The sequence below is a fragment of the Streptomyces saintjeani genome (assembly GCF_055409605.1).
The window spans coordinates 3,576,277-3,595,844 of the sequence record NZ_CP189624.1; the positions used below are offsets into that span (position 1 = coordinate 3,576,277).

The following is a 19,568-nucleotide window of genomic DNA, read 5'->3' on the forward strand; positions in this document are numbered from 1 at the left end:
GCAAAAAGGGGAGGGCAGCGCCTCGTAAGGGTGCTGCCCTCCCCTTCTTCCGTCTCAGTTGGCCTCTCAGCCGCACGCCTGACCGGCGGGCCGCAGAGCGAGCCATATCTCAGAGGGTGTGCACCACCCCCGCTGCGGCAGTGGTGACCGCGCACCCGTACGCATCAGCCCGCGAAGGAGACGGCCCAAGGATCGCCGAACTTCCCGGCAACGATCCGAAGGTGGAAGGCACCGGGAGTGCGCGCGATCGTCTTCGTCTTTCGGAGCGTCCGTCCGGGGTAGTCGACTCCAGTCAGCTCGCCACCCTCGGCGTACCACTCGTGGGATTCACCATCCCGGTGGATTGATCCCGGTGACGCAACCCAGACTGCGCGCACCTCAGGATCGATTATCGGAATGCCTTGGCCGTAACGGTTGGCAACCCACAGCATCTTGTCTGGCACACGCACTTCATGGTCCGGCTCCGCGTACATGAGTGCTGCGGCGCGATGGCTGGTGAACAGCCAGGCTGTGGCGTGATATCCAATTCGCTTGTCTGCTGCGACACGGGCCTTCATCGTGTCGACCTGAATGGCAGAATCTTGAACTTCTACGGCTATGTAGCGAATTCCGCGAGGATGGGGAACCTTCACGCCGACGTCCACCCGGCGACCGGCCGCCGGGTGCGGAATCTCCATTCGAGCTTCCCAACCCAGCGCCGTGAACTCGTCCATCAGGACACGCTTCGCCAACAGGTGCCGCCAACTCTCTGACTCCGCTCCAGGACAGTCGGAGTTGGGGGCGTGGGCAAAATGAGCTGCAACTTTTCGCCCTCGCTTGAGAATCACTGTCGATTCACACATGGGGCATATATAGGCGTCCTGGTCCAGGTCTCGTGATGCTTCAACACGTGAACCATCGCGCCGCTCCGCTATCAGCAACTTCCCTCCGGGGCACAAGATAGATCGGCTGCTGGCGTCACACATACCCAGGCCAGCGAGCCGCACGTGCCTTCTTCATCCCCTTCGCCACGCCAAGCTAACAAAACGCGTCTTGTTGGGGGTGCTTCGCGCGGGGCGGTCGCCACCGCTCTCTGAACGGCCTCAAGAAGGGCCATCGAAGCGGCCTCACGAGGTACGTTCAGGCAGGACGCGCCGAGCCCGCCCAGCACGCCGGAGAGGAACCGAAAGCCAGATGGAATCCGCCACCGCCGCCCAGGAACGGCTTCGAGCCCGCCAGCAGGAACTACAGGACGAACTGGCACAGGTCCAGCAGCATCTGAAGCAACTGGAGACAACGGTGGTCGCCTCGCAGTGGCGGCATGCCCCCAGTGGCCCGAAGGGACGCGGCACTATCTACCACACGACGGCAAACCGGCGTTGCCGCCTGACAAACGGGCCGGAAGAAATCACCCTGTATGAGGCCTTGCAGACAGGACTGGTCCCGTGCTCCAAGTGCAGGCCGAAGGGGGCCTAGCACCAGACGCGTCCCTCTCCTTCATCGCCGTATACGGCCCGATGTTCGCGCGACGCGGTAAGCGTGGCCGTTCGTACAGGGCTGAACAACGACGGACGCACCCGGATAGCGCTCCGAGCAGCGCCGACAAACTCGCAAAGCGAGTTATACCGGTTCAATTCCGATCACGGCCTCAACTGCCTCACCAGGTAAAGGGAAAGGGTGGTAGCCGAGACGGGTGCCGCCCTCTTGCCCCTCCGTCTCAGGTCAGGGCGTGGGACGGCGTCGTTGCCCTGCAATGACTCGCTCACAGCATCAATCAGGTCGCTGTGCGCCTGTGCCAGCGTGTGCCTCGCCTGCTCCTCGCGGGCTCGCCACTCCGCCCCGGTTCGGTCCGTCGACGTCATGATGCGTCGGCCCACTCCTCCTGTCGTCCCGCAACCAGTGACCGTGTTGAGCGCGCTCCTGAGTCCGTGCCTGTTCGACCGCCGCACGTGCCGTGGTCTCCGCTCCTGTACGCGCCCCACGGACTGCGGACAGTCCGCCCGCAGCCGCGCCCGCCCAGCCCTCGTATCGAGAAACGTGCAACCCGCCGTCCCCGGCCGTCCACCGCCTTCCCGGCCTTCGCTCGCTCCCGCCGCGACACTGCTACGGTCACGCGTATGACGCTCTCGGTACCCACAGGGCAGGCTGTTGATCTACGGGTGCAGCCGGTCGATGAGGTTCTTGATCGTGTCGAGCGGTCCCTGCGAGTGCGCTTGCTCCTGGACACGCTGGTGCGTAAACGTCGTTCGCTCGGGGCGAGGACGGATCACGACACGTGGGTACGGATCGAGCGGCGCTTGCTCAAGAAGATCCCTGATCAAGGGTGGAACGGCACGGAAACCGCCGCACGTCTGAGAGGCGTTGCCCAGCCTGCATGGCACGGATGTGTGGTCTGGCAGGACTCGGACGGGCAGGTGATGTGGCGGGCCGACGAGACCGACCTCCTGCCGGGGGCTCCCGTCGGGAGTGCCATCTTGAGTGAGGCACCGGAACTGCCGGACAGTTGGTGGACGGCGTTGAACACCTCGCTGGACACGCTGGCCTCCCAGAGCACGAGACGTGTCGCCACGCCGGACACCGACACCATCACCCAGGCCCTCGTCACCGAGTCCATCCTCAGTGTCTTCCCCAGCGACTTCGACACGACCGTGGAGCGGTGGGTGCCGGCCCACGCGGACCTGAACTGGGCGAACATGACCGCGCCGACGTTCAGCCTCTTCGACTGGGAGGACTGGGGTAATGCGCCGCTGGGGCTGGACTCGGCCTCGTTGTGGGCGAGTTCCCTCGCCGTCCCGGCTCTGGCCGAGCGGGTGAGGCGCGAGCGCCGGTCGGACTTCGAGAGCCGGGACGGCAAGGTGATGACGCTGTTCGTCTGCTCGAAGATCCTCGGGCCGTACGCGCACCCGGAGGACCCTCGGCTGGCACCCGCCCAGCGGATGGCCGAGCGGGTTATCGAGGAGCTTCAGGCGGGCTGACGGCAGGAGTGGCCGCGAAGGAGACCGCGGTACTCCTGGACCGTCCGCTCGTCGACCTCGACCGCCAAGGCGCCGACGAGTTCCCACAGATGGACGGGTTCATCGGTACCCACGGCGACCGCGCCGACCCTGGGAAGGTGACAGGCAACCCTGAACGCCTCCTGCACGCAGGAAAGTTGGCCTCCGGCACGGAGGAAGACACGTGGGTCGATCTTGTCCCACACCTCAGTAAGAGCGTCTGCGGCAGCCGCCGTCCCAGATCCGACCAGTAGACCGGCACGGACCATGAGGACCGTCGGCTAATGCCCCCGGCACCTGCGGTCATTGTGCCGGGGTCGCTTGGCGTTGACCGGAGTGCGCTGGGAAACAGCGACCCCGCCCATCCGCCTCGGGGGCTGGCAGATGGGCGGGGCGCCCTTCCTCAAAGGCGCGCGCTCAGTGGCCGCCTGAGAGGGCCTTGCACCCCTACCGGTCGCCCCCTCCGCCTCAAGGCGGGAGGAAGTGGACCAGAAGGGGCGTCTACGCTCGGCCGGTGGAGCTAGGCTCCCGTTCATGGCCGAGGCTTTCGTCAGTGGCGACGTGCTGCACCTTGCTTGCGGTATCTGTCCGTCGCGCCGCTTCCCTGTCGGGGGTTTCGACGTTGTCGAGGGGCCCAGCAAGGAGTGCCCGTTCAACCCGGCGGACGGGCATCGGTATGCGGCTGATGGAACGCCCGTGTGCGTTCACCCGGACAAGGTGGGTTTGCCTGCTGGTCGGTACAAGAGCCAGGGCGAACAGGTGATGGTGCGGGTCGTTCTCCCTGCCGATGAAGCGGAGTTGGTTCCGTACCTTCGCGAGCTGCTGTACGGCGCAGCGCCGATGCTGCTTGAGGATCTGATCGAGCAAGCCTCCGCCGGGATTCGTCACAGGTTTCCCGGCGTCGACGTGCTCGCGACGCTGCGCCGTGCTCTCAGCTAGGCGCTACGCGGCGGCGAAGTCGATCGTGTGCTCCTTGCCGGACCGGTGGAATCCCGCAGCCGCGTACATCTGGTCGAGGATGCGCAGTCGACGCGCGGCCTCGTTGTGGTCGAGCCAGTAACGGGGGTTCGGCTCGCCCCACGCGAGGGTGTACGCGGTGTGCGTGTAATCGCCGGACGCGTAGTCGTGGTGCTCCTTGTCCGTCTGGTGGATCACGGAGATGCCGACGCGGTCCGCGATCCTCGCGAGAAGCTGGGGCTGCGCGATCATGGCGTGCATCATCTCGTCGACGGGCACGGCGACGGGGATCTCGGTCATGTCCTCGTCCTGCCCGCCGAGTTCGTACACGGCGGCCTTGAGGGCGAGGGTCCGCAGTCCCTCGGTGAGCAAGGGGCGCTTGTCGGTGTCGAGGTTCCACTCGCTGATGACGGGGAAGCCGGTGAAGCAGGTCCACGCCTCGTCGTACTTCAGGGCGGCGGCGGTGAAGTCGTCGAACTCCGGGTCGGCCTCGATCGCCGACATGATCTCTCGGGCGCGCTTCGCCACCTGCTCGGGGGCGGGGCGGGAAACGGTTGCGCTCACTCTGCACTCTCCTTGTTGGTTGCGTGCACGTGCTGACCTTGCCGACCGCCCCATCTGCTTTCGGACTTCCTGTTCCTGGACAGGCAGGGCGGAATCTTTGACCCGTTACGCTCGAACCTCAGCGGGTCGGCCCGGGGTCTATCTCACCTCGGGACGGCCCGTCTGCCGTGGTTGACCAGGTTGATCAGAACCGGCGACGGGCGTAGGTGGTTCCCCACCTGACCAGACCGAAGGCGACACTTTCGCGTAGGTGCGCGTCGGTCTCTTCCTGGTCGGCGTCCAGCGGAAGGGGCGGGAACACCACGCAGATACGGCAGAACGCGCCGTGTTCGACCAAGGTCAACCAGTTCTGTGACGGTGCGGGGATCGTCATCACGTACTCGTCATGGCCGTAGTCCAGTGCGGCCAGCGTGCGCCGGACCAGGAGACGTCCACCGATCATGGGGGGATCGGCGTCGCAAGGGCCGAGGTGCAGCGCGATAGCGAGACGCCGCATACCGTCCTCGACGGTCTCAGACGTCTCGTTCGCCCGGCGGGGCCCTGGGTGTGTGATGAGCAACTGGGCGAGGTCGTATCCGCCGGCCTGGTGAATGGCGGTGACGGCAGCCACTGTGGCAACGAATCCAGGCCCCGGTGGCACTTCAAGGGGCGTCATGATGCTTTGACCTCCGCCCACACGATTTTCCCGAACTCGCGGCTGGACACGCCCCACTCGGCGATGGCGTCGACGATGAACAGCCCACGGCCCCGCTGGCGGTCCTCGGACTCAGGCTTGAAGCGCGGGGAGCGTCGGCGGGTGTCATGTACCTCAACACGGAGCAGTTCGGCCGAGAAGTCGAAGACGACGCGCAGCGAGTCCCCCGGTTCCGTGCCGTACCGGACCGAGTTGGTGACCAGTTCCGAGACGACGAGGACGAAGTCGCCGGCCGCTTCAGGGGGGACGTGGTCGGGGAGAGCTGACTTGGCAAAGTCCCGGGCAGCGCTGGGGGCCCTTTCGTTGGCCAGCAAGATGCGTTCCCAGACAGGGTCCGTCGATGCAAGGGTCGTCATGTCGCCTTCCCCTTCAGCTACTTGTGGTGCAGTGACTGAACCTCGCACCATGCTTGGTGAGCCAGGAATGACCCGTGATGCGCATACACGTATGCGCGGGCTGCATAGCAGGTCGTTACCGGGTAGAAGTGGAGCGTACGAACGGCGTTGGGGGACTCAATGAGTTGGACATCGGGCGCTCTTCGGGATGCGGCCCGTGTAGGTGACTACGGGCGGGTGATCCAACTCGCAAGACGTGATGCACGGCTGTCTCAGAAGGAGATAGGTGAAGCCTGCGGGGTAAGCCAGTCGGCTATCTCGCGACTTGAACAAAAAGGCGTCGACGGTGTGTACGACGCAAAAATTCTGGCGCGGACCGCATCCCACTTGCAGATTCCTCCGCATTTGGTCGGCCTCGCCGATCATGCGGCGGCGTTAGCTGCGAATGCGGATACAGGTGGACCAGTGGAACGGCGTAACTTCTTCGGCGGAGTTGCCGCGGTCGCTGTTGCTCCCATGGTTGCGGCTTTCCCCGCGACTTCGGCGGAGCCTACTGCGAGCGACGGCGGATCGGCAGCCACGCTGCGCATGGTGACGGGTGGTTATCGACGGCTCGACGGAACAACTCCGTCACGTCAGTTGGTTAAGCCTGTGCTTGAACATCTTCAACTGACGCAGACGCTCGCTCAATCCGTGGAAGAGCACGATCAGCGGAACAGACTTGCCGCCGTCGGCAGCGAAGTGGCGAGTTTGGCCGGTTGGCTCTCCTGGGACATGGGGGATTACGGGTCTGCCCGCACCTGGTACGGCTCGGCGATCAAGTCGGCGCGCAGAGCAGGCAATCCCTTGTTGGCTGCTTATCAGTTGGGAAGCCTTGCCCAGTTCGAGGCTCACGCTGGTAATGCCTCGGAAGGCATGTTGTTGGTGCGGGCGGCTCGTAAAGCGCTGGGGAAACGACCGCCCGTGATCGCTGAAGCCTGGTTGACGTCGATCGAGGCGCTGTGCCATGCGGCGGCAGGTGACGCACCGGGGACTGATGTTTCACTGAAGGAGGCTGCTCGACTCGCCGGTCGGGTAGTTGGCGAATCGACGCCGTGGCCGTGGGTGTTCACCTTCAACGAGTCCAAGGTCGCCGCAACGCGTGTCGCATGTGGGGCGAAGCTCGGCCGTGCCGATTGGATCAGCGGCGCTCAGGACTCTGTGGCAGCGGTTCTGTCCTCCGGGCACGAGAAGCAGCGAGCCTTGCTGATCCTTGACGTGGCATCCGGGCATCTTGCCTCAGGTCGTATTGACGGGGCGTTCGCCCTGGCCACGGGAGCACTGGAAGCCGGGGTCAAGTACCGGTCAGGGCGCATCGTGGAACGGGCGCGAAGTCTGCGGAGGTCCTACTCGCCGCGCTTGCTGCCACGTGTGGTGAGGGAGTTCGATGACCGGTTGTATGAAGTTTTCCTGTAGAGAGGTCTTGACATGCGAGTGGGAATCACAGGGCACCGAGGGCTCGGTAAGCAGACGGAACAGATGGTGAAATCGGCTCTACGTCGAGAACTTGACGCCTTCGAACCGACGGAACTCTGTCTCGTCTCGTGCATTGCGGACGGTCCTGACGCTTGGGCGGCCGAGACGGCGCTCGAATACGGAGGACGTATCGAGGTGGTGATTCCCGCCGTACGGTATCGCCAGGGGCTTCCCGAAGAACATCACGCGACCTACGACCGACTGCTCACTTCGGCAGCGGAAGTACATGAAACAGGCATAGTCGAGTCCACTGAGCAAGCTCACATGGCGGGCAGTGAAATCCTTGTCGGCTTGGTCGATCGGCTCATCGCGGTATGGGACGGCCAGCCTGCCCGAGGGTACGGAGGAAGCGGTGACGTCGTCGCATACGCCCGAAGCATGGGCGTTCCCGTAACGGTGGTGTGGCCGGACGGCGCGTCGCGCGACTGAGCCTGAACCGTGCCGTCCGGAACAACTCCCCTGCGCGGCCCTCCGGTACGGGCGAGCCTCAGGACAGCCCTCCCCCCGCCTCGTCCCCGAACACCTCCGGCCAATACCGCCAGTCGTCGCCCTCGTCCAGGAGGACCGCCGTCGGGTCGACCGCCGCCAGCGTGTGGTTCATCGCTTCCGTGAGCTGGTCGTATGTGTGGGTGAGGTCGTGGAGGGCGTCGAGGGTGCGTTCTCGGTGGATCAGCCAGAAGGTGAAGGCGAGCGTGGAGATGTCCGCGTTGAGGGGGCGGAGGGTCTTGTCCGGGAACGTGTAGGAGAGGACCGCGCCCGTGGTGCCGTCCAGCACGAGGCTCGTGTCTTCCAGGAGGGCGCCCAGGCGGATCAAGGACGAGGCATGGGGCGGGAGTTCGTGGGTGTGGCCCTCGTCCGCGCAGTAGTCGGAGAGCGTGCGCAGCGGCGCGTCCGTGTCGAGGGTGAACCAGACCGCCTCCTCCGGGAGGCCCACGCGCGCGAGAAAGTGGCGGGTCGGGGTGTGCGTGAGCGCGGGCGGGAAGTCCATCTCCTCGAAGCGGACGATCTCGCCCTGGCCGTACTCGTCGTCCAGGAGGCGCGGGGGGAGGTCCAGGGCCAGGCCCGACGTCGTACCGGGGCCGGCGATCAGCGCGAGGGGGCGGATCACCGCGATCGTCTTCCAGTACGGCGCGACCTCGCCGTCCGTCTCGCCCTCGTACAGCGACAGCAGATGCTTCGTCGCCTCCGTCACCGCCTGCGCGCCGAAGCGGCCCGCGTAGGAGGCGAACTGTCCGCGCAGGGCGGCGAGTTCGTCGGCGGCCGTGGCGAAGCGGACCAGCTTCTCCAGGGAGGGGGCGAGGGGGCGCAGGTCCATGAGGTCGGGGCGGTCGTGGAGGAAGTACGTCGTCGAGACGGCGCCGGTCACGCCGTCGAGGACGACGGACTCGGTCTCCTCGCCGCGCGCGCCGAGGAGGCCGCCGATGACGAGCTGGTCACGGACGTCGGCGGCGAGCGCGCCCGCGGGGTCGCCGGTGGAGTCCCCCACCGTCCGCAGCCCGTCCCTCCGCAGCGCCTCGAACGTCACCAACCCACCCACGCCGGGGAGTCCGGGGCCGGTCAGCCAGCGCCGGGTCGGCGCGTGCGTGACGTACGGATCGAGCGCGTCCTCGGTGAAGGTGATCGTCGTCGCCGTGCTGCCCATTGCTCCCCCGTGCCTGAACAAGTCGTCCACCAGGCAGAACGCCCCGCCCGAACCCCGAGCCGCCCCACTGCTCAGAACACTACGCGGCCCCACTGACAACGCCCCGCCACCAGCGAAGACGTCACTCGACCCCGGCCCGTTGCCTCTCGGCAAGAATTTTCTCGACGGTCTCATCGGGCGTCATGCCGGACGTATCCAGCCACAGCCCGATCCGGGGCGTCCGCTCCCGCAGCCACCGGTCCAGCTCCTCGACGGACCAGGCCCCGTACCCGCGCTTGGCCCGCCCGGCCTCCCGCGCGGCGACGGCCCGGACATCCGGCGCGAGCACGACGACGTACAGCGGGCGCGTACGGACCATCCCCGCCCACCCGGCGAGATCCTCCCCGAGCACCACGTCCTGCACGACCGCGGTGAACCCGGCGTCGGCGTACGCGTCGGCGGTCGCGGCGGACAACCGGTAGCGCAGCAGGAGCTGTTCGCGAGCCTCGACGGAGACGGCGGGCGCACCGCCAAAACCGCCGGACGCACCCCCAGCCACACCCCCAGCGCCCCCAGCGCCCCCAGCGCCCCCAGCGCCCCCAGCCACACCCTCAGCCCCCTCCGGCAGGTAATCAACCCGCCCCGACACCACCATCCGCCGGAACACATCCCCGCGCACATGCGCCGCACGCGGCAACCGAGACGCCAGCCCCCGCGCGACAGTCGACTTCCCCGACGCCATCACGCCGGTGATCAGCACGACCCCCCGCAACTACTGCGTCACCACAGCCGCCTGAGGCCGGATCGGCAACCGGTTCACCGGCCGCCCCGTAGCCGCGCGCACGGCCGACGCGATCGCCGCCGGTGACGTCACCACCGGCACCGCGCTGGCCGCCTTCGCCCCGAACGGTGCGACGACGTCCCGTTCCTCGACGAGCTTGACGATGGTGATCTCCGGCGCGTCCAGGGACGTCGGCAGGGAGTACCCCGTCAGGTCGGGGTGGCGGATCAGCCCGCGCGGGGTGCGCAGGTTCTCGGTGAGGGCGATGCCGACGCCCTGGGTGACGCCGGCCTCGATGCGGGCCGTCAGCTGGGCCGGGTTCAGGACCCGGCCGACGTCCTGCGCGACCGCGAGTTCGACGACCCGCACGGACCCCAGCTCGATGTCGACGTCGACCACCGCGCGCACGGCGCAGAACGCGAGCCCCACGAAGGCGTCGCCCTGTCCGGCCTCGTCGAGCGGCTCGGTGGGATGCGGGCGGCACTGCGCGGTGGCCCACAGCTCCTTGCCGTGGAGCTCCTCGGCGACGGTGGTGGACAGCACGCCGTCGTACGAGGTGATCTTGCCGTCGGTGATCTGGAGCAGCTCGTGGGACATCCCGAACTTGTGCGCCAGCGGCTGGAGGAGCTGCGTACGGACCATCTTCGCGGCGCGCTCGACGGCGCCCCCGGAGACCCAGGTGTGGCGCCCCCGGCAGCCGGGCCCGGCGGGAGGCTGGTCGGTGTCGACGGGGGCGACGTGCACCTCGTCGATGCCGAGGGTCTCCTGGACGATCTGGCGCGCGAGCGTGGTGAAGCCCTGCCCGGTCTCGACGGCCGCGCACAGGACCGTCGCGACCCCGCCCTGGACCTTCACGGTGGCCGTGGAGACCTCGTCCGCGCCCTCCGCGCCGAGCATGTGCACCATCCCGAGGCCGTAGCCGACGCCCCGGCGTACGGCGCCGGGCTCGCCCGCGCCCTCAAGCCCGCCCGGGAGGAGCCACTCGTCCTCGGGGGTGTCCTTGGGGAGCGCCGGGAGGGGGTGTTCCTGGACGGCCTGGAGGAGCTCGGCGACGGGCGCGGGACAGGTGACGGTCTGGCCGGTCGGCAGGACGTCACCGGTCGCCATGGCATTGCGCAGGCGCAGTTCGGCGGGGTCGACGCCGAGCTTCTTGGCGAGCTTGTCCATCTGCGCCTCGTAGGCGGCGCAGACCTGCATCGCGCCCTCCCCGCGCACGTGCCCGGAGGGCGGGTTGTTCGTGCGGACGGCCCACCCCTCGATGAACGCGTTCGGGACGACGTACGGCCCGCACGCGAAGGAGACGGCGGCGGCGAGCGCCTCGGACGACGTGTCCGCGTACGCGCCCGCGTCGAGCAGGATCTGTGCCTCGACCTTGACGAGCCGGCCCTCCGCGTCCGCGTGGTGGCGGTAGCGCAGGAGCGTCGGGTGGCGGTGCGCGTGGCCGAGGAACGACTCCTCGCGCGTGGCGGTGAGTTTCACCGGGCAGCCGGTCTTCAGCGCGAGCAGCCCGAGGGGCAGCTGGAAGCCCTGGTCCTCGCGGTCGGCGGTCGCGCCGGGCACGCCGGTGACGACGATCTTGACGCGGTCGGACGGCAGCCCGTAGACGGCGGCGGCGGTGTCGCGGTCGGTGTGCGGGTCGGTGGAGGCGAGGTACAGCTCCACGCCGCCGTCGGGGCGCGGTACGGCGAGTCCCGCCTCCGCGCCGATCGGGGCGGGGTCGGCGCGGCCGATGCGGTACTGGCCCTCGACGACGACCTCGCCGACCGCGTCCGGGTCGCCGTGGCGCAGCGGGATGTGCCGGATCAGGTTGCCGTCGGGGTGCAGCGGCTCGGCCTCGAACGCCTGCTCGGGGTCGGTGACCGGGTCGAGGACCTCGTACTCGACGATGACGGCGGCGGCGGCCATCCGCGCGGTGTCGGGGTGGTCGGCGGCGACGGCCGCGAGGGGCTCGCCGTGGTGGCGCACGACCTCGGAGGCGAACACCGGCCGGTCGACGACCCCCCGGCCGTGCCGGGGGGTGCCGGGGACGTCCTCATGGGTGATGACGGCGCGGACGCCGGGCATCTCGCGCGCGTGGGAGGTGTCGATCGACACCACGCGTGCGCGGGGGTGCGGCGAGCGCAGGACGGCGGCCCACAGGAGGCCCTCCGCCCACAGGTCGGCGGCGTACGGGAAGGTCCCCTCGGTCTTCGCGCGCGCGTCGGCGGGGTGCAGCGAGGACCCCAGCCCGTGCGGGATCGCCTCGGGCACGGGTACGGCCTCCGCCGCGATCGGCGGCGGCACGGAGACGGCGTCCTGCGTCACACCCGGCCTCCGATCCGCCGGGACACGCCCGGCACGCCGTACGGGACCGTTGTCCCGCGCGCGCTCACCTCACCGTACGGAACCGGCTCGTTCACGCCTGGCCTCCGTCCTGGCCGAACACCTGGCCCTGACCTCCCAAGGTCCCCGTGTCGAAGACCGACGGGTGTGCCCCGCCGGACCCCGGGCCCGCCTGATGCGGAATACGTGCCCCGTCGCCGTCCGACTCAGCCTCGGCGATGGCCTCACGTTCCTGGACGACCTCCTGGACGGCGTCCAGGACGCCCCGGTAGCCGGAGCAGCGGCACAGGTTGCCGCACAGGGCCTGGCGCGCCTCCAGTTCGGTGGGCGCCGGGTTGCCCTCCAGCAGGTCGTGCACGGTCATCGCCATGCCGGGGACGCAGAACCCGCACTGCACGGCCCCGCACCGCGCGAGCGCGCGCTGGACGTCGGAGGGCCGGCCGTCCTCGGCGAGCCCCTCGACCGTACGGACCTCGCTGCCGGCGCTCGTCACGGCGGGTACGAGGCAGGAGGCGACGAGCCGGCCGTCCACCTGGACGTTGCAGGCCCCGCACTCCCCTTGCGAGCAGCCGTCCTTGGCGCCCGCGAGGCCGAGGCGCTCGCGCAGCACGTACAGCAGGGACTCGCCGATCCACGCGTCGGTGACGGGCCGGTCGGTGCCGTTGACGGACAACACGTACGACGCGAGCGGGTGTTCCTCGCCGGGCGGCGGGAGAACCTCGACCTCGTCGACCTCCGCGACCTCCGCGGCCTCCTGAGCCTCACCGGGAGCCTCCGAGGCCCCCTGGGGCCCCGGAACACCCTCCTCGCCCTCCGAGGCGCTCTCAGCGGCCTCCACGGGCTCGGACGGGGCTTCGTACGACGGTTCGACGATCCCCTCGACGGACGCGGCCCCCTCGACGGACGCGGCCTCCGGGGTCTCGGCCCCCTTCTCGTCCTCCTGAACCGCCTCGTCCTCCGGCGCCAGCCGCTGCCCCGCCCCCAGCGTCAGCCGGTTGATGGCAGCGGCGGCGGCACCGGACTCGGCGAGGGTGTGCCCACTGTCGGACTCGACAGGGGCATGACCAACGACCTCACCGGATCCGCCGACCTCACCGGACCCGCGCCCCTCGGAGTGCTCCCGCACCTCCGGATACCCGACCCCGGCGAAATCGGTGCCACGCCCGTCCGAGTACCCGGAAAGACCCGGCAGTTCGACCCCGCGTCCGTCGGAATGCCCGGCGCCGCCCTGCCCGTGCTGCTCCCACCCGGCATCGGCCCAGCCCCCGGGCTCCTGCGGCGCGCCGCCCCACTGCTCGACCAGCGCGGACGCCGTGAACTCCCCGGACTCGTCCGGGAGATCGCCCCCGGCGACGGGGATCGACCACTGCCCGGTCACGTCGTGCGCGGGCGCGGCCGGCGGCGGCTCCTCGTAGGTCCACTGCCCGGTGTGCTGCTGGGCGGGGTAGGTGAACCGGTCGTCGCCGGAGCCGGAGACCGTGGGCGCGGGCCACTCCGTGCCGTCGGCCGGGGCCGCCCAGGGCTCGGGCGCTATCGGCGGGGGGACGTACCCGTGACCCGGCGCGGCGAGGGGGCTGTCGCCCGCGAGGAGCGCCTCCACGCCGCCCTCGGGCAGCTTGACGAACGCGGTCGCACCGTCGTCGTAGTCGCCCTGGGGCAGCGGGTCCCAGCGGCTGACGCCCTGCGGCGTGCCGTGGTCCTGGCTGTGCTGCTCGTCGGTCACGACAGCGCCCTCCCCAGTGCTCGTCGGGCCAGCGCGGCGACGGTGCGCCGCAGGTGCAGTACGGCGGGCGGCAGCGGGGTGACGCTGCCGTCGACCTCGGGGACCGGGTCGGGGATGCAGGCGGCGGCGACGTACTCGCCGAAGGCGGCGAGCGCCTCGGGGACGAGCCGCCGGCTGTTGTCCCAGTCGATGAGCCGCGCGACCCACGCCTCCGCGTCCAGCGGGCGCAGCGGCATCGGGGCGATGGCGCCGACCGCGCAGCGCACGCCGCGCCGGGCGGGGTCGAGGACGAGGGCGACGGAGGCGACGGCGCGGCCGGGGCCGGTGCGGCCGGTCGCCTTGAGGAAGACCTGGGGGGCGTGCAGCAGGGGCACGCGCACGAAGCCGATGAGTTCGCCGCCGCGCAGCATCTCCATGCCGGCCAGCAGGTGCGAGACGGGGATCTCGCGGCGCGCGCCGTTCGGCCCCGCGATGACGAGGGTGGCCTCCAGGGCGGCCAGCACCGGGAGCGCGTCACCGGTCGGAGCGGCGGTGGCGATGTTGCCGCCCAGCGTGCCCGCGTTGCGGATCTGCGGGGGGCCCGCCGCGCGCGCGGAGGCGGCGAGGGCGGGGATGAGGGCGGCGAAGTCGGGGCGTCCCATGCGCGCGTGCGTGAGACCGGCGCCGAGGAGGGCGTGGCCGTCCTGGTACTGCCAGCCGCGGATCTCGCTGATGCGGCCGAGGCCGACCAGCGCGGCGGGCCTGAGCTGGCCGGAGTTGACGGCGGCCATCAGGTCGGTGCCGCCCGCGACGGGGACGGCCGTGGGCATCGCCGCGAGCGCGGCGACGGCCTCGTCCAGGGTCGTGGGCAGCGTCACGGACTGCGCCGCCTGCGGTGCGTGCGTGGTCAAAACCGGCTGCCCCTTCCCGCGTCCACCTGGTCCCGCCTGTTGGCCGTACGGTACGTGCTGACAGGGCGGACGTGGCAACTCTGGCACATGTTGGCAACACCCGAGGACAGGGGTCCACTTGGGGACGTTCGCCCACCTCAGAACCGTTTTTCCCGACCGTCACCGCTCTGCTCGAATTGCCCCTCTTCGGTGACCCTGAGGGGGTTTCCCTACATACCTACTCCCCCGACATACCGACAAGGTGCGTATCGGGGTCCGCCGCAGCGCACGGAAGCCTCCGGCACACACTCGCGCGCGTGTGCCGGAGGCTTCCCGTAGTACCTGAGAGCTACTTCTTGCCGCCGTCCCCGCCCTTGTCGTCCCCGGAGCCCATCGACTCGTAGATCTCCTTGCACATGGGACACACCGGGTACTTCTTGGGGTCGCGGCCGGGCACCCACACCTTGCCGCAGAGCGCGACGACGGGCGTCCCGTCGAGGGCGCTCGCCATGATCTTGTCCTTCTGGACGTAATGCGCGAACCGCTCGTGGTCGCCGTCGCCGTGCGACACCTGCGGCGTCGGCTCGACCAGGGTCCCCGTACCGGTTCCGCGCTCGGGTTCGAGAGTGCTCATGGGCCCCAGAGTACTGAAGGTCACACCCGTCAGTTGAGCGAAGGGTCGTCCGGGTACGTGGCCACTATCGCGAGCTCGCTGCGCTGGCGTCTGAGCACCGCGCGCCAGAGCCGCTCGGGCGCCGGCGAGGAGACGTCGCCGGGCTCCGACTCGACGACGTACCAGGCGCCGTCCCCCAGCTCGTCCTCCAGCTGCCCGGGCCCCCAGCCGGCGTACCCGGCGAAGATGCGCAGCGAGCCGAGGGCCTCGGCGAGGAGTTCGGGGGGCGCCTCCAGGTCGACGAGGCCGATCGCCCCGTGCACCCGCCGCCAGCCGAGCGGCGCGCGCTCGCCGGAGGCGCCGCCGGGGATCACCGCGACGCCGAGCGCCGAGTCGAGGGAGACCGGGCCGCCCCGGAAGACGACACCGGGCTCGCCCGCGAGGTCGGCCCAGCCCTCCAGGATGTCGCCCACGCCGACGGGCGTCGGGCGGTTGAGGACGACACCGAGGGAGCCCTCCTCGTCGTGGTCGAGGAGAAGCACCACCGCACGCTCGAAGTTCGGGTCCGCCAGGGCGGGCGTTGCCACGAGCAGCCGCCCTGTGAGCGAGGACACCTCGGTCATGCCAGACATGATCCCGCATCCGCCCGCCGCGTGGGGAGGCAATCCCGCGCACGGGGATCGGCCGAGAGCGTAAGGGCAGGCCCGGGGTGCGAAACGCGCCGTACACGCGCGCGGGACGCCGGAAACCGACCGGTAACCACAAGTACCCGGCACCCCACCGATCGTGTTGTGACACAGCCATGACGGTCCTGAGCGTCTCCGGGGCTTACGGCAGGAGGGTGAACGGCGATTACCCTTTCCTTTCTGGCCCCTGCCCCACCTCACACTCCACGGAACGCGAGATACATGACCGTCAACGGCTCTGACGACGTACTGATAGTCCACGGCGGTACCCCGCTGGAGGGCGAGATCCGGGTCCGCGGTGCGAAGAACCTCGTACCGAAGGCCATGGTGGCCGCCCTGCTGGGGAGTGAGCCGAGTCGGCTGCGCAACGTTCCGGACATCCGTGACGTCCGCGTCGTACGCGGCCTGCTGCAACTGCACGGGGTGACGGTCCGTCCGGGAGAGGAGCCGGGCGAGCTGGTGATGGACCCGACGTACGTGGAGAGCGCGAACGTCGCCGACATCGACGCGCACGCGGGCTCCAGCCGGATCCCGATCCTGTTCTGCGGTCCGCTGCTGCACCGGCTCGGGCACGCGTTCATCCCCGGGCTCGGCGGCTGCGACATCGGCGGGCGGCCGATCGACTTCCACTTCGACGTGCTGCGGCAGTTCGGCGCGACGATCGAGAAGCGCGCGGACGGGCAGTACCTGGAGGCGCCGCAGCGGCTGCGCGGTACGAAGATCCGGCTGCCGTACCCGTCGGTCGGCGCGACCGAGCAGGTGCTGCTGACGGCGGTGCTCGCCGAGGGCGTCACCGAGCTGTCCAACGCGGCGGTCGAGCCCGAGATCGAGGACCTCATCTGCGTCTTGCAGAAGATGGGCGCGATCATCGCGATGGACACGGACCGCACGATCCGCGTCACCGGCGTCGACAAGCTCGGCGGCTACACCCACGCGGCCCTCTCGGACCGCCTGGAGGCCGCCTCCTGGGCTTCCGCGGCCCTCGCGACCAACGGCGACGTCTACGTCCGGGGCGCGCAGCAGCGGTCGATGATGACGTTCCTCAACACCTACCGCAAGGTCGGCGGCGCCTTCCAGATCGACGACGGCGGCATCCGCTTCTGGCACCCCGGCGGGCAGCTCAAGTCCATCGCGCTGGAGACGGACGTGCACCCCGGCTTCCAGACGGACTGGCAGCAGCCCCTGGTGGTCGCCCTCACGCAGGCGACGGGCCTGTCGATCATCCACGAGACGGTCTACGAGTCCCGCCTGGGCTTCACCTCCGCCCTCAACCAGATGGGCGCGCACATCCAGCTCTACCGCGAGTGCCTCGGCGGCTCCGACTGCCGCTTCGGCCAGCGCAACTTCCTCCACTCGGCGGTGGTCTCCGGACCCACCAAACTCCAGGGCGCCGACCTGGTCATCCCTGACCTCCGGGGCGGCTTCTCGTACCTCATCGCGGCATTGGCCGCGGAAGGCACCTCCAGGGTCCACGGCATCGACCTGATCAACCGGGGATACGAGAACTTCATGGAGAAGCTCGTGGAACTCGGCGCGAAGGTCGAACTCCCCGGCAAGGCACTCGGCTAAAAGGGTTTCGGATACGACGACGGGCGGCCCTCCTTTTCAGGAGGACCGCCCGTCGTTTGTTCAGCGAGGCGAGGCCGCTAGGCCTTACTTGCCCTTCGCCGCTTCCTTCAGCTTGCTGCCCGCGGAGACCTTGACGGAGTAGCCCGCCGGGATCTGGATGGGGTCGCCGGTCTGCGGGTTGCGCGCGGTGCGAGCGGCGCGGTGCGTGCGCTCGAAGGTCAGGAAGCCGGGGATGGTGACCTTCTCGTCGCCCTTGGCGACGATGTCGCCGACGACCTCGGCGAACGCGGCCAGCACGGCGTCGGCGTCCTTACGGGTCACCTCGGCTCGGTCGGCCAGCGCGGCCACCAGCTCACTGCGGTTCATGTTGTTACTCCCGTGTTCTTCTTGCTGTTGGGGCGTGCCCTGCGGCAGAGCCTCGGGCACAGCGAAGCCGATACGCTCGCGCCCAGGGTCGCATCCTGCCCCTACCTGCGGCGCGAAAGCCAATCCGGCACCCGTAGGGGTCGTGAGAACCCCCTGGGAGGCACACGAAAGGCGCCTGTTCGGCCGCAACCCTAGAGTCACCGCCGACCAGGCCGGTTCCGCGACGCGCCGAGCATCGACCGTGGGAAGTCTCACAACCACAAGGCGGTCACGAAGGCGACCGCCGCTGGGCATCGATAAGGTTACGACGCCGAAGCGCCCGCCGCTTTCGCCGCCTCCCGCACCGCCCCGGCCACGGCGCCCGCGACCTTGTCGTTGAAGACGCTGGGGATGATGTAGTTCGGGTTCAGCTCGCCCTCGGTCACGACGTCCGCCAGCGCCTTCGCGGCAGCAAGCATCATCTCCGTGTTGACCGTCCGGGACTGCGCGTCGAGGAGACCGCGGAAGACACCCGGGAAGACCAGCACGTTGTTGATCTGGTTGGGGAAGTCGGAGCGTCCGGTGGCGACCACGGCGGCGGTCTGCCGGGCGACACCCGGGTCGACCTCGGGGTCGGGGTTCGCGAGCGCGAAGACGATCGCGCCCTCGGCCATCGCGGCGACGTCGTCCCCGTCGAGGACGTTCGGCGCGGAGACCCCGATGAAGACGTCCGCCCCGCGCACGGCCTCCTTCAGCGTCCCGGTGAGGCCCTCGTGGTTGGTGTTGTCGGCGATCCAGCGCAGCGGCGAGTCCGCGGGCGCGTCCACGAGGTCCGTACGGGCCGCGTGCACGACGCCGTGGATGTCGGCGACGACGGCGTGCTTGACGCCCGCCGCGAGGAGCAGCTTCAGGATCGCCGTACCCGCCGCGCCCGCGCCGGACATGACCACCCTCACATCGGAGGCGTCCTTGCCGACGACCCGCAGCGCGTTCGTGAGCGCCGCGAGGACGACGATCGCCGTGCCGTGCTGGTCGTCGTGGAAGACGGGGATGTCGAGGGCCTCACGCAGCCGCGCCTCGATCTCGAAGCAGCGCGGCGCGGAGATGTCCTCCAGGTTGATGCCGGCGAACCCGGGGGCGATGGCCTTGACGATGGCGACGATCTCGTCCGTGTCCTGGGTGTCCAGGCACAGCGGCCACGCGTCGATGCCGGCGAACCGCTTGAAGAGGGCCGCCTTGCCCTCCATGACCGGCAGGGCGGCCTTGGGGCCGATGTTGCCGAGGCCGAGGACCGCGGAGCCGTCCGTGACGACCGCGACGGAGTTGCGCTTGATGGTGAGGCGGCGGGCGTCCTCGGGGTTCTCGGCGATCGCCATGCACACGCGGGCGACACCCGGGGTGTAGATCATCGAGAGGTCGTCGCGGTTGCGGATGGGGTGCTTGGACTGCATCTCGATCTTGCCGCCGAGGTGCATCAGGAACGTACGGTCGGAGACCTTGCCGAGGGTGACGCCCTCGACGCCGCGGAGCTTCTCGACGATCTCCTCGGCGTGCACGGTCGAGGTGGCCGCGATCGTGACGTCGATGCGGAGCCGTTCGTGGCCCGAGGCGGTGACGTCGAGGCCGGTGACGGAGCCTCCGGAGGATTCCACGACGGAGGTGAGGGCCGATACAGCGGTCCCACCGGCGGGCACCTCCAGCCGGATCGTCATCGAGTAGGAGACGCTGGGCGCCGTTGCCATGGCCGACTTCCTCTTTCACCGTAAGGCTGAATCTTGCTGTCCGATGGTCGCACCTACCGCCGGGTAGGCGTTAGCCGGGCCGGAATTGCGATCCTTTTGTTCACGACGAAGAGAGAGGCCCACGTCACTTATGGACGTGGGCCTCTCTCTTCGTCTGCGACACCGGCCCGCCATGCTCGCCTCGCGGCAAGTGGTCGCTCGAAGCGACTAAGGTTGGGCCCGGGGGCTTGGATCGAGCCGGTGTCACAGCAAGGCTAACA

The 19,568-nt window shown here is 69.4% G+C and carries 20 protein-coding genes; 7 read left to right on the forward strand and 13 right to left on the reverse strand.

Annotated features, from left to right (window positions below; translation table 11 throughout):
• Positions 1–164 precede the first annotated feature (164 nt).
• Complete coding sequence (locus ACQCO7_RS16115) at positions 165–965, reverse strand: competence protein CoiA (protein ID WP_464077214.1); 801 nt, start codon at positions 963–965, stop codon at positions 165–167.
• A 208-nt stretch (positions 966–1,173) separates the two neighbouring features.
• Here ACQCO7_RS16115 and ACQCO7_RS16120 point away from each other — a divergent pair, with 208 nt between their 5' ends.
• The 4 genes from ACQCO7_RS16120 (at position 1,174) to ACQCO7_RS16135 (ending at position 3,911) form a co-directional block, all read left to right on the forward strand.
• Positions 1,174–1,455, forward strand: a complete 282-nt coding sequence (locus ACQCO7_RS16120; RefSeq protein ID WP_464072486.1) for a hypothetical protein — start codon at positions 1,174–1,176, stop codon at positions 1,453–1,455.
• Between the two features lie 641 nt (positions 1,456–2,096).
• Positions 2,097–2,954: a hypothetical protein gene (locus tag ACQCO7_RS16125; RefSeq protein ID WP_464072487.1), complete on the forward strand. Its 858-nt coding sequence runs from the start codon at positions 2,097–2,099 to the stop codon at positions 2,952–2,954.
• 8 nt (positions 2,955–2,962) lie between these two features.
• Positions 2,963–3,226 carry a hypothetical protein gene (locus tag ACQCO7_RS16130; RefSeq protein WP_464072488.1) on the forward strand — a complete coding sequence of 88 codons (264 nt, stop codon included), beginning with the start codon at positions 2,963–2,965 and terminating at the stop codon, positions 3,224–3,226.
• 280 nt (positions 3,227–3,506) lie between these two features.
• A complete protein-coding gene (locus ACQCO7_RS16135; protein WP_464072489.1) occupies positions 3,507–3,911 on the forward strand; it encodes a hypothetical protein in 405 nt (134 codons plus the stop codon).
• A gap of 3 nt (positions 3,912–3,914) precedes the next feature.
• Here the strand turns inward: ACQCO7_RS16135 and ACQCO7_RS16140 are convergent, their stop codons facing one another.
• The 3 genes from ACQCO7_RS16140 to ACQCO7_RS16150 all read right to left on the reverse strand — a co-directional run bounded on the left by ACQCO7_RS16140 (position 3,915) and on the right by ACQCO7_RS16150 (position 5,543).
• Positions 3,915–4,493 (reverse strand): hypothetical protein, encoded by a 579-nt coding sequence (locus ACQCO7_RS16140; protein WP_464072490.1) that lies wholly within the window; start codon positions 4,491–4,493, stop codon positions 3,915–3,917.
• 184 nt (positions 4,494–4,677) lie between these two features.
• A complete protein-coding gene (locus tag ACQCO7_RS16145; RefSeq protein WP_464072491.1) occupies positions 4,678–5,103 on the reverse strand; it encodes a hypothetical protein in 426 nt (141 codons plus the stop codon).
• Positions 5,104–5,144: 41 nt separating this feature from the next.
• Positions 5,145–5,543, reverse strand: coding sequence for an ATP-binding protein (locus tag ACQCO7_RS16150; protein ID WP_464072492.1), 399 nt, complete (start codon positions 5,541–5,543; stop codon positions 5,145–5,147).
• Positions 5,544–5,759: 216 nt separating this feature from the next.
• Between ACQCO7_RS16150 and ACQCO7_RS16155 the strand changes: the two genes are divergently transcribed.
• Both ACQCO7_RS16155 and ACQCO7_RS16160 read left to right on the forward strand, forming a co-directional pair.
• Positions 5,760–6,977 (forward strand): helix-turn-helix domain-containing protein, encoded by a 1,218-nt coding sequence (locus tag ACQCO7_RS16155; RefSeq protein ID WP_464072493.1) that lies wholly within the window; start codon positions 5,760–5,762, stop codon positions 6,975–6,977.
• Positions 6,978–6,989: 12 nt separating this feature from the next.
• The gene (locus ACQCO7_RS16160) at positions 6,990–7,466 is read left to right on the forward strand and encodes a hypothetical protein (RefSeq protein WP_464072494.1); all 477 of its coding nucleotides are present in this window, start codon (positions 6,990–6,992) and stop codon (positions 7,464–7,466) included.
• Between the two features lie 58 nt (positions 7,467–7,524).
• Here ACQCO7_RS16160 and ACQCO7_RS16165 read toward each other — a convergent pair whose 3' ends face one another.
• The 7 genes from ACQCO7_RS16165 to ACQCO7_RS16195 form a co-directional block, all read right to left on the reverse strand.
• On the reverse strand, positions 7,525–8,679 hold the full coding sequence (locus ACQCO7_RS16165; RefSeq protein WP_464072495.1) for an SUKH-4 family immunity protein: 1,155 nt from the start codon (positions 8,677–8,679) through the stop codon (positions 7,525–7,527).
• A gap of 121 nt (positions 8,680–8,800) precedes the next feature.
• A complete protein-coding gene (locus tag ACQCO7_RS16170) occupies positions 8,801–9,430 on the reverse strand; it encodes an AAA family ATPase (RefSeq protein WP_464072496.1) in 630 nt (209 codons plus the stop codon).
• Positions 9,431–11,743 carry a xanthine dehydrogenase family protein molybdopterin-binding subunit gene (locus ACQCO7_RS16175; RefSeq protein ID WP_464072497.1) on the reverse strand — a complete coding sequence of 771 codons (2,313 nt, stop codon included), beginning with the start codon at positions 11,741–11,743 and terminating at the stop codon, positions 9,431–9,433.
• 91 nt (positions 11,744–11,834) lie between these two features.
• Complete coding sequence (locus ACQCO7_RS16180) at positions 11,835–13,484, reverse strand: (2Fe-2S)-binding protein (protein WP_464072498.1); 1,650 nt, start codon at positions 13,482–13,484, stop codon at positions 11,835–11,837.
• A complete protein-coding gene (locus tag ACQCO7_RS16185; protein WP_010356238.1) occupies positions 13,481–14,374 on the reverse strand; it encodes an FAD binding domain-containing protein in 894 nt (297 codons plus the stop codon). The genes ACQCO7_RS16180 and ACQCO7_RS16185 overlap by 4 nt, the downstream gene beginning before the upstream one ends.
• Positions 14,375–14,702: 328 nt before the next feature.
• A complete protein-coding gene (locus tag ACQCO7_RS16190; RefSeq protein WP_010356236.1) occupies positions 14,703–14,987 on the reverse strand; it encodes a DUF3039 domain-containing protein in 285 nt (94 codons plus the stop codon).
• 29 nt (positions 14,988–15,016) lie between these two features.
• The gene (locus ACQCO7_RS16195) at positions 15,017–15,589 is read right to left on the reverse strand and encodes a YqgE/AlgH family protein (RefSeq protein ID WP_464072499.1); all 573 of its coding nucleotides are present in this window, start codon (positions 15,587–15,589) and stop codon (positions 15,017–15,019) included.
• Positions 15,590–15,874: 285 nt separating this feature from the next.
• Between ACQCO7_RS16195 and murA the strand changes: the two genes are divergently transcribed.
• Positions 15,875–17,221: a UDP-N-acetylglucosamine 1-carboxyvinyltransferase gene (gene murA, locus ACQCO7_RS16200; RefSeq protein ID WP_464072500.1), complete on the forward strand. Its 1,347-nt coding sequence runs from the start codon at positions 15,875–15,877 to the stop codon at positions 17,219–17,221.
• Positions 17,222–17,305: 84 nt separating this feature from the next.
• Here murA and ACQCO7_RS16205 read toward each other — a convergent pair whose 3' ends face one another.
• Both ACQCO7_RS16205 and ACQCO7_RS16210 read right to left on the reverse strand, forming a co-directional pair.
• Positions 17,306–17,587: an HU family DNA-binding protein gene (locus ACQCO7_RS16205; RefSeq protein ID WP_005486790.1), complete on the reverse strand. Its 282-nt coding sequence runs from the start codon at positions 17,585–17,587 to the stop codon at positions 17,306–17,308.
• A gap of 302 nt (positions 17,588–17,889) precedes the next feature.
• A complete protein-coding gene (locus ACQCO7_RS16210) occupies positions 17,890–19,308 on the reverse strand; it encodes an NAD-dependent malic enzyme (protein ID WP_464072501.1) in 1,419 nt (472 codons plus the stop codon).
• Positions 19,309–19,568: the final 260 nt, after the last annotated feature.